At 71.9% G+C, this 7,301-nt stretch carries 6 protein-coding genes; 2 read left to right on the top strand and 4 right to left on the bottom strand.

Features of this window, described 5'->3' with window-relative positions; all coding sequences use genetic code 11:
• Positions 1-326: 326 nt before the first annotated feature.
• Positions 327-2,333 carry a glycosyl hydrolase family 18 protein gene (locus tag IEZ12_RS05330; RefSeq protein ID WP_189271027.1) on the top strand — a complete coding sequence of 669 codons (2,007 nt, stop codon included), beginning with the start codon at positions 327-329 and terminating at the stop codon, positions 2,331-2,333.
• Positions 2,334-2,686: 353 nt separating this feature from the next.
• Positions 2,687-4,606 (top strand): tetratricopeptide repeat protein, encoded by a 1,920-nt coding sequence (locus IEZ12_RS05325; RefSeq protein WP_229847260.1) that lies wholly within the window; start codon positions 2,687-2,689, stop codon positions 4,604-4,606.
• A gap of 222 nt (positions 4,607-4,828) precedes the next feature.
• Here IEZ12_RS05325 and hisN read toward each other — a convergent pair whose 3' ends face one another.
• The 4 genes from hisN to IEZ12_RS37735 all read right to left on the bottom strand — a co-directional run.
• Positions 4,829-5,626 (bottom strand): histidinol-phosphatase, encoded by a 798-nt coding sequence (gene hisN / locus IEZ12_RS05320; RefSeq protein ID WP_043915950.1) that lies wholly within the window; start codon positions 5,624-5,626, stop codon positions 4,829-4,831.
• A gap of 18 nt (positions 5,627-5,644) precedes the next feature.
• The gene (locus tag IEZ12_RS05315; RefSeq protein WP_043915951.1) at positions 5,645-5,968 is read right to left on the bottom strand and encodes a DMT family transporter; all 324 of its coding nucleotides are present in this window, start codon (positions 5,966-5,968) and stop codon (positions 5,645-5,647) included.
• A gap of 88 nt (positions 5,969-6,056) precedes the next feature.
• Complete coding sequence (gene rsgA, locus IEZ12_RS05310) at positions 6,057-7,112, bottom strand: ribosome small subunit-dependent GTPase A (protein WP_189271026.1); 1,056 nt, start codon at positions 7,110-7,112, stop codon at positions 6,057-6,059.
• 15 nt (positions 7,113-7,127) lie between these two features.
• Positions 7,128-7,301: carboxyvinyltransferase (locus IEZ12_RS37735; RefSeq protein ID WP_505744208.1), on the bottom strand; the 174-nt coding region annotated here is incomplete at its 5' end.

The raw sequence follows: 7,301 nt of genomic DNA, 5'->3' as shown, positions 1-7,301 counted from the left end.
GTGGAGCAGCTCGGTAGCTCGCTGGGCTCATAACCCAGAGGTCGCAGGTTCAAATCCTGTCCCCGCTACTCAGTAGCGAAAGGCCCGGAGGCACTAGCCTCCGGGCCTTTGCCATTCCTTGGTGCAGACCCGTTGACACCCCCACTGGTCCAGTCCAATCTGGGTCATGCCCATGACGGGCGGCCCCCACCGCCCGCCTCGTGGTGCTGCAACGCGTATGCCCGCAACGGGAATCGTTCGTGTTCTGCTTCCGTCTGCCGCTCTCCCCGACCGGGGTGTCGGACGGCGTTTCCTGCATCCCCACGTGACAGGAGAGGCACATCCGCATGCACCGCAACAACCGAAGGGTCTGGGCCGTCACAGCGGCGGCCGCCACCCTGCTCGCCGGGGCGATGTCGCTGCTGGGAGCCCCCGACGCGACCGCCGGACCGGCCAACACCACCGGCGCCCCCGCCACCAGCGGCGGGATGAAGGTCGCCTACTTCGACCAGTGGTCGATCTACCAGAACGCCTACTACCTGAAGAACGTCGACACCAACGGCATGGCCGGGAAGCTCGACTACCTGCTGTACGACTTCGCCAACATCGACCCCACCAACCTGACCTGCTTCGAGGCCAACTCGGCGGCCTCCCAGGACGAGAACAACCCGAACGCCGGCGACGGCGCGGGCGACTACTACGCCGACTACGCGAAGACCTTCGCCAACGGCAACAGCGTCGACAACTCCACCGACACCTGGAACCAGCCGCTGGCCGGCAACTTCCACCAGCTCCAGGAGCTGAAGGCCAAGTACCCGAAGCTGAAGGTGCTGATGTCGATCGGCGGCTGGACGTACTCCAAGTACTTCTCGGACGCGGCCGCCACCGACGCCTCCCGCAAGAAGTTCGTCTCCTCCTGCGTCGACATGTTCATCAAGGGCAACCTGCCCGCCCAGGGCGGCTACGGCGGCCCCGGCACCGGCAAGGGCATCTTCGACGGCTTCGACATCGACTGGGAGTACCCGGGCGGCGGCGGCCACACCGGCAACCACTCCTCGCCGAACGACAAGCAGAACTTCACCGCGCTGCTCGCCGAGTTCCGCAGCCAGCTCAACACCCAGGGCGCCGCCGACGGCAAGACCTACGCGCTGAGCGCCGCGCTGCCGGCCGGCCAGGACAAGATCCAGTACGTCGAGACCGACAAGATCGCCCAGTACCTGACCTTCGCCGACCCGATGACGTACGACATGCACGGCGGCTGGGAGGCGCAGGGCCCGACCAACCACCAGACGGGGATCTACCAGAACCCGAACGACCCGTCGAACAACATTCCGCCGGGCAACGCCAAGTACTCCATCGACGAGGCGATCAAGGCGTACACGGTCGGCGACCCCTCGTACGGCATCCCCGGCGGCTTCCCGGCCAACAAGCTGAACATGGGCGTCCCGCTGTACTACCGCGGCTGGACGGGCGTGGCGGCCGGCGCCAACCACGGGCTGTTCCAGCCGGCCAGCGGGCCCGCGCAGGGTGCGCCGAACTCCGGCAACGTCGCCGGCGTGCGGATGTACAAGGAACTGCTGGGTGTCGTCGACAACGCGAGCTACACGTACTGGGACCCGGCCTCGCAGGCCTCGTACTTCTACGACGGCACCAACTTCTGGTCCGGCGAGAACGCCAGGTCCATCCAGGCCAAGATGGACTACGCGCACTGCAACGGGCTCGGCGGCTCCTTCGTGTTCTCGCTGTACGACGACCCGAACGCGGTACTGCTGAACCCGCTGGTGACGGCGACCAACGGCTCGGCCGCCAACTGCCCCGCGCCGCCGACCTCGCCGTCGCCGAGCGCGAGCAGCAGCGGCGGCACCAGCCCGTCGCCCTCCACCTCCGCGAGCGGCTCGCCGTCCTCCTCGCCGAGCGGTTCGCCGTCGGGCAGCCCGTCCTCCTCGCCGAGCGGGCCCAGCGGCGGGATCGTCGCCAACCCCGGCCTGGAGTCCGGCGCGCTCAGCCCGTGGACCTGCGCGGGCAGTGGCGGCGCCGTGGTCAGCGGCGGCCACACCGGCTCGTACGCGCTGCAGGGCAACACCAGCGCCGGTGACACCGCGCAGTGCCAGCAGACCGTCACGGTCAAGCCGAACACCACGTACACGCTGTCCGCGTGGGTGAAGGGCAACTACACCTACCTGGGCGTCACCGGCTCCGGGGCGGACAGTTCGACCTGGACGCCCGGCGGGAGCGCGTGGGGGCAGCTGTCCACCAAGTTCACCACCGGCGCCTCGGTCACCTCGGTGACCATCTGGGTGCACGGCTGGTACGGACAGGGCGCCTACCAGGCGGACGACTTCACCGTCGGCTGACCTGTCGTCACCATCCTTTGAGCGAAGGCCCGGAGGGAATCGCCCTCCGGGCCTTCGGCCTTGTGTGCATCGAGTGTTGATCGACTCCGGTACGATGCGTGGCCGGGGTTTGTGGGGCTCAGTGTCGGGAAATCGACAAAGCGCTGAAGCAATCTCGCCGGGCTTCGGCCCCGCTCCGCCAAAACGGACGGAGCAGGTGTACGAGGGTTGCTGGGTGATGCGACGATGGACCACGAGGGGGACGCGGCGCGGCCGTTGACGGGCCGTCCGATCCGGCGTGACCCCTGGGGGAGCCGTCCCGGGCCGATGGCCGGGGGCGAATGCCGCGACACTCGGGGGGAGCTGGAGTCGGCATGAAACTCATCGGAAGGAACGGAACGGGAGAACCACCGACGGCCAGCAGCAGCACGGACACCGGCACCGGTGCCCGACCCGCCCGCCGGCCGGGCGGCAGCCTGCCCGCACAGCGCCACACCGCCGGCCGCGGCCTCGCCGCATCCGGCTACGGTCCCGACAGCCTCGTCCACCTGACCGCCGACCAGGTCGTCGCCACCGCCTCCGCCCGCGACCTGCTGGAGAGCGACGACGGCTCCGACAGCTTCGAAACCGCCCTCGCCGCCCGCGAACAGGCCGCCCTCGAAGCCCGCCACCGCGGCTCCGCCGACGCCGGCGACCCCGGCGCCGCCAGCCAGCTCGGCGCCCTCCTGCTGCGCCGCGGCGACCTCCAGGACGCCGAACCGTACCTGCGCACCGCCGCCGCCGCGGGCCTGCGCGCCGCCGCCAACAACCTCGGCGTCCTGCTCCACCAGCAGGGCCTGCGCGCCGAAGCCGGCCAGTGGTGGCGGCAGGCCGCCGTCGCCGGCTCCGCCCCCGCCGCCCACGCCCTCGGCCTGCAGCTGCGCGACCAGGGCGAGGAGGAAGCCGCCGAGTACTGGTTGCACTTCGCCGCCGAACAGGGCCACCCGCTCGGCGCGTACGCCCTCGGCGACCTGATGGAACACCGCCGCGACGTCCGTGCCGAACGCTGGTTCAAGGCCGCCGCCGACTCCGGCCACCGCGAAGCCGCCTACCGCCTCGCCCGGATGCGCGAAGCCGCCGGCGACAAGGACACCGCCGAGACCTGGTACCGCACCGCCGCCGCCCGCAGCCACCCCCGCGCCGCACTGCGCCTCGGCGTGCTCCTCGAAGCCCGCGGCGACCTCGACGAAGCCGCCCGCTGGTACCGGCAGTCCGCACAGAACGGCGAAGCCCGCGCCGCCTGCGCGCTCGGCTTCCTGCTCCGCGACGCCGGCGACCCCACCGCCGCCGCCGAATGGTGGCAGGAGGCCGCCGAAGCCGGCGACGCCGCAGCGGCCAACGCACTCGGCGCACTTCACGCCGGCCGCGGCGAGGACGCCGTCGCCGAACGCTGGTACCGCGCCGCGCTCGACGCCGGCGACCACAACGGCGCCTTCAACCTCGGCCTGCTGTGCGCCGGCGTCGGCCGCGACACCCAGGCCGAACAGTGGTACCGCCGCGCCGCGTACGCCGGCCACCGCGAAGCCTGCAACGCGCTCGCCGTCATGCTGCTCCAGCGCGGCGACGAGTCCGGCGCCGAACCCTGGTTCTCCAAGGCCGCCGAGGCCGGCTCCGTCGACGGCGCGTTCAACCTCGGCGTGCTGCACGCCGGCCGCGGCGAGACCCGGCAGGCCCAGGAGTGGTACGCCCGCGCCGCCGCCGAGGGGCACGGCGAAGCCGCCCTCCAACTCGCCGTCGTCCAGGAACAGCGCGGCAACCTCACCGGGGCGCTCGACCGCTACCGGCAGGCCGCGGAAGGCGGCTCCGCGGAGGGCGCGTTCCGGCTCGCCTCCCTGCTCGACCGCCGCGGCGACGCCGACGCGGACGCCGAGCACTGGTACGCGGTCGCGGCGGACGCCGGGCACCTGCGGGCGCAGGTCCGGATGGGCGTCCGGGCCGCGGAGCGCGGCGCGCTGCAGATCGCCGAGAGCTGGTACCGGCGCGCCGCGGAGGGCGGCAGCCGCAGCGCCGCCTTCAACCTCGGCCTGCTGCTGGCCCGGCAGGACTCCGAGGCCGAGGCGATGCTCTGGTACACCCGCGCCGCGGACGCCGGGCACGGGCGCGCGGCCCTGCGGCTCGCGCTGCTCGCGCTGCGACGGGGGGAGGCCGTCCAGGCCGAGAACTGGTGCAAGCGGGCGGCGGAGTACGGACCGGCGGAGGTCGCGGAGCGGGCGGGACGGCTGCTGGGGGCGTTGAACGCCGAACTGTCCGCGTAGGGGAGCACCCCCAGGGGCGCGTGGGGGTACCTCCCGGCCCGCCAGGGCTGGGGGAGAACTGCGCGAAGGGGAACGCACCCGTCGAAAAGATCGCGATCGCGACGCAGGACAATGACCTGCACGTGCTTGCGACCTCACGGACGGGCCTTGCGCTTGTCGCGCAGTTCTCCCCCAGTCCTGGCGGGCCGGGAGGTGCCCCCAGCGCCCCTGTTTCCGCACCCGTCAGAGCGACAGTGAGCGCAGCGCCGCCTCGTGGAGGATCCCGTTGGTCGCGACCGCGTCCGCGCCGGAGGGGCCGTCGATGCCGTCGAGGCCGGTGAAGCGGCCGCCGGCCTCCTGGACGACGATGCAGGGGGCGGCCATGTCCCAGAGGGAGAGTTCGGGTTCGGCGGCGATGTCGACGGCGCCCTCAGCGACCATCATGTAGGACCAGAAGTCACCGTAGGCCCGGGTGCGCCAGCACTTGCGGGTGAGGTCGAGGAAGGCGTCGAGGCGGGCGCGCTCCTCCCAGCCGCTGAGCGAGGAGAAGGAGAGCGAGGCGTCGGCGAGGCGGGAGACCTTGGAGACGTGGATGCGCTGGGCCTTGGCCAGGCTGCGGCCGGCGAACGCGCCGAGTCCCTTGGCGGCCCACCAGCGGCGGCCGAGCGCGGGGGCGGAGACGATGCCGACCACCGGGGCGTACTCGCCGTCGGGCTGCTCCTCGAGGAGGGCGACCAGGGTGGCCCAGACCGGGACGCCGCGGACGTAGTTCTTGGTGCCGTCGATCGGGTCGATCACCCAGCGGCGCGGACCGGAGCCCTGCAGGCCGTACTCCTCGCCCATCACGGCGTCGCGGGGCCGTGCGCGTTGCAGGACGGAGCGGACGAGTTCCTCGGCGGCCTTGTCGGCGTCGCTGACCGGTGTCAGGTCGGGCTTGGTCTCGACCTTGAGGTCGAGCGCCTTGAAGCGCTCCATGGTGACCGAGTCGGCCGAGTCGGCGAGGACGTGGGCGAGTCGGAGATCGTCGTGGTAGTCGGCCATGTTCGAACCCTAGCGGACTCAGTGTCCCGAGCCGCTGAGCTGCAGACCGATCACACCGGCGATGACCAGGCCGACCGAGACCAGCTTGAGGGTGGAGGAGGACTCCCCGAGGAAGACGATTCCGTACAGCGCGGTGCCGGCGGCGCCGATGCCGGTCCACACCGCGTAGGCGCTGCCCACCGGGAGGGTTTTCAGGGAGAGGGTGAGCAGGCCGAAGGAGCCGAGGGCGAAGAGGCAGAAGCTGATGGTGGGCCAGAGCTTGGTGAAGCCGTGGCTGAGCTTGAGGTTGACCGCGAATCCCGTTTCCAGCAGACCGGCGAGGATCACCATGGCCCATGCCATCGGGTTGACTCCCTGTCAGATAGGACGGTGTGACCTTCCTATCGTTACCCAGTGGACAGGGCCGGGCGACTCGTCGGGCGGTGAACTCTCAGTCCTCCTCGTGGGCCTCCTTGGTGGCGAGGAGGCGGCGCAGCGAGTACAGCCGGGCCGGGTCGGCGTGGCCGTCGGCGACCCAGGCGTCCAGTGCGCAGTCCGGTTCGTCGTGCGAGCAGGCGCGCGGGCAGCCTTCGGTGCCGGGCTCCAGGTCGGGGAAGGCGAGGATGACCCGGGACGGGTCGATGTGGGAGAGGCCGAAGGACCGGAAGCCGGGGGTGTCGATCACCCAGCCCGGGTCGAGGGCCTTGCGGGAGCCGGGCTTCACGCCGGGCGGCGGGGGCAGCCGGAGGGCGAGCGCGGAGACGGTGGTGTGCCGGCCGCGGCCGGTGACGGCGTTGACGCGGCCGGTGGTCCGCTGCTGGTCCGGGACGAGCGCGTTGACCAGGGTGGTCTTGCCGACGCCGGAGTGCCCGATGAACACGGTGGTCTTCCCGCGCAGGTGCTCGCGGACGGCCTCGGCGCCGGTGGTGGCCAGCTCGTCGTGCCGGGTCACCACGTAGTCGATGCCGAGCGACGCGTACGACTCCAGCAGCTCGTCGGCCGACGCCAGGTCGGACTTGGTGAGCACCAGCAGCGGCTCCATCCCGGCGTCGTACGCGGCGACCAGGCAGCGGTCGATCAGCCGGGGGCGGGGCTCCGGGTTGGCGAGCGCGGTGACGATGGCCAGCTGCTCGGCGTTGGCGACCACGATCCGCTCGTACGGGTCGTCGTCGTCCGCGGTGCGGCGCAGCACCGAGGTGCGTTCCTCGACCCGGACGATCCGGGCCAGGCTGTCGGGGGCCCCGGAGAGGTCGCCGACCAGGTTGACGATGTCGCCGACGACCACGCCCTTGCGGCCGAGCTCGCGGGCCTTCATGGCGGTGACCAGGCGTTCGTCCTTGGTTCCGCCGTCGACGAGACAGGTCATCCGGCCCCGGTCCACGGTGAGGATCATCGCCTCGGCGGCGTCCTCGTGCTTGGGCCGGATGCGGGTGCGGGGGCGGGAGCCCCGGCGGCCCGGGCGGCTGCGGATGTCGTCCTCGTCGGCGTCCTTGCCGTAGCGGCGCATGTTCGTGATCCCCCGTCAGCCCTGGCCGAGGAGGTCGGCCCACATCTGCGGGAAGTCCGGCAGGGTCTTCGCGGTGGTCGCCACGTTCTCCACCAGGACGCCGTCCACCACCAGGCCGAGGACGGCGGCGGCGGTGGCCAGCCGGTGGTCCTCGTAGGTGTGGAAGACGCCGCCGTGCAGCGGGCGGGG

Source organism: Kitasatospora griseola (assembly GCF_014648555.1).
Classification (GTDB): domain Bacteria; phylum Actinomycetota; class Actinomycetes; order Streptomycetales; family Streptomycetaceae; genus Kitasatospora; species Kitasatospora griseola.
Note: the sequence above shows the minus strand (reverse complement) of the source record. Positions and strands in the feature narration are given on the sequence as shown.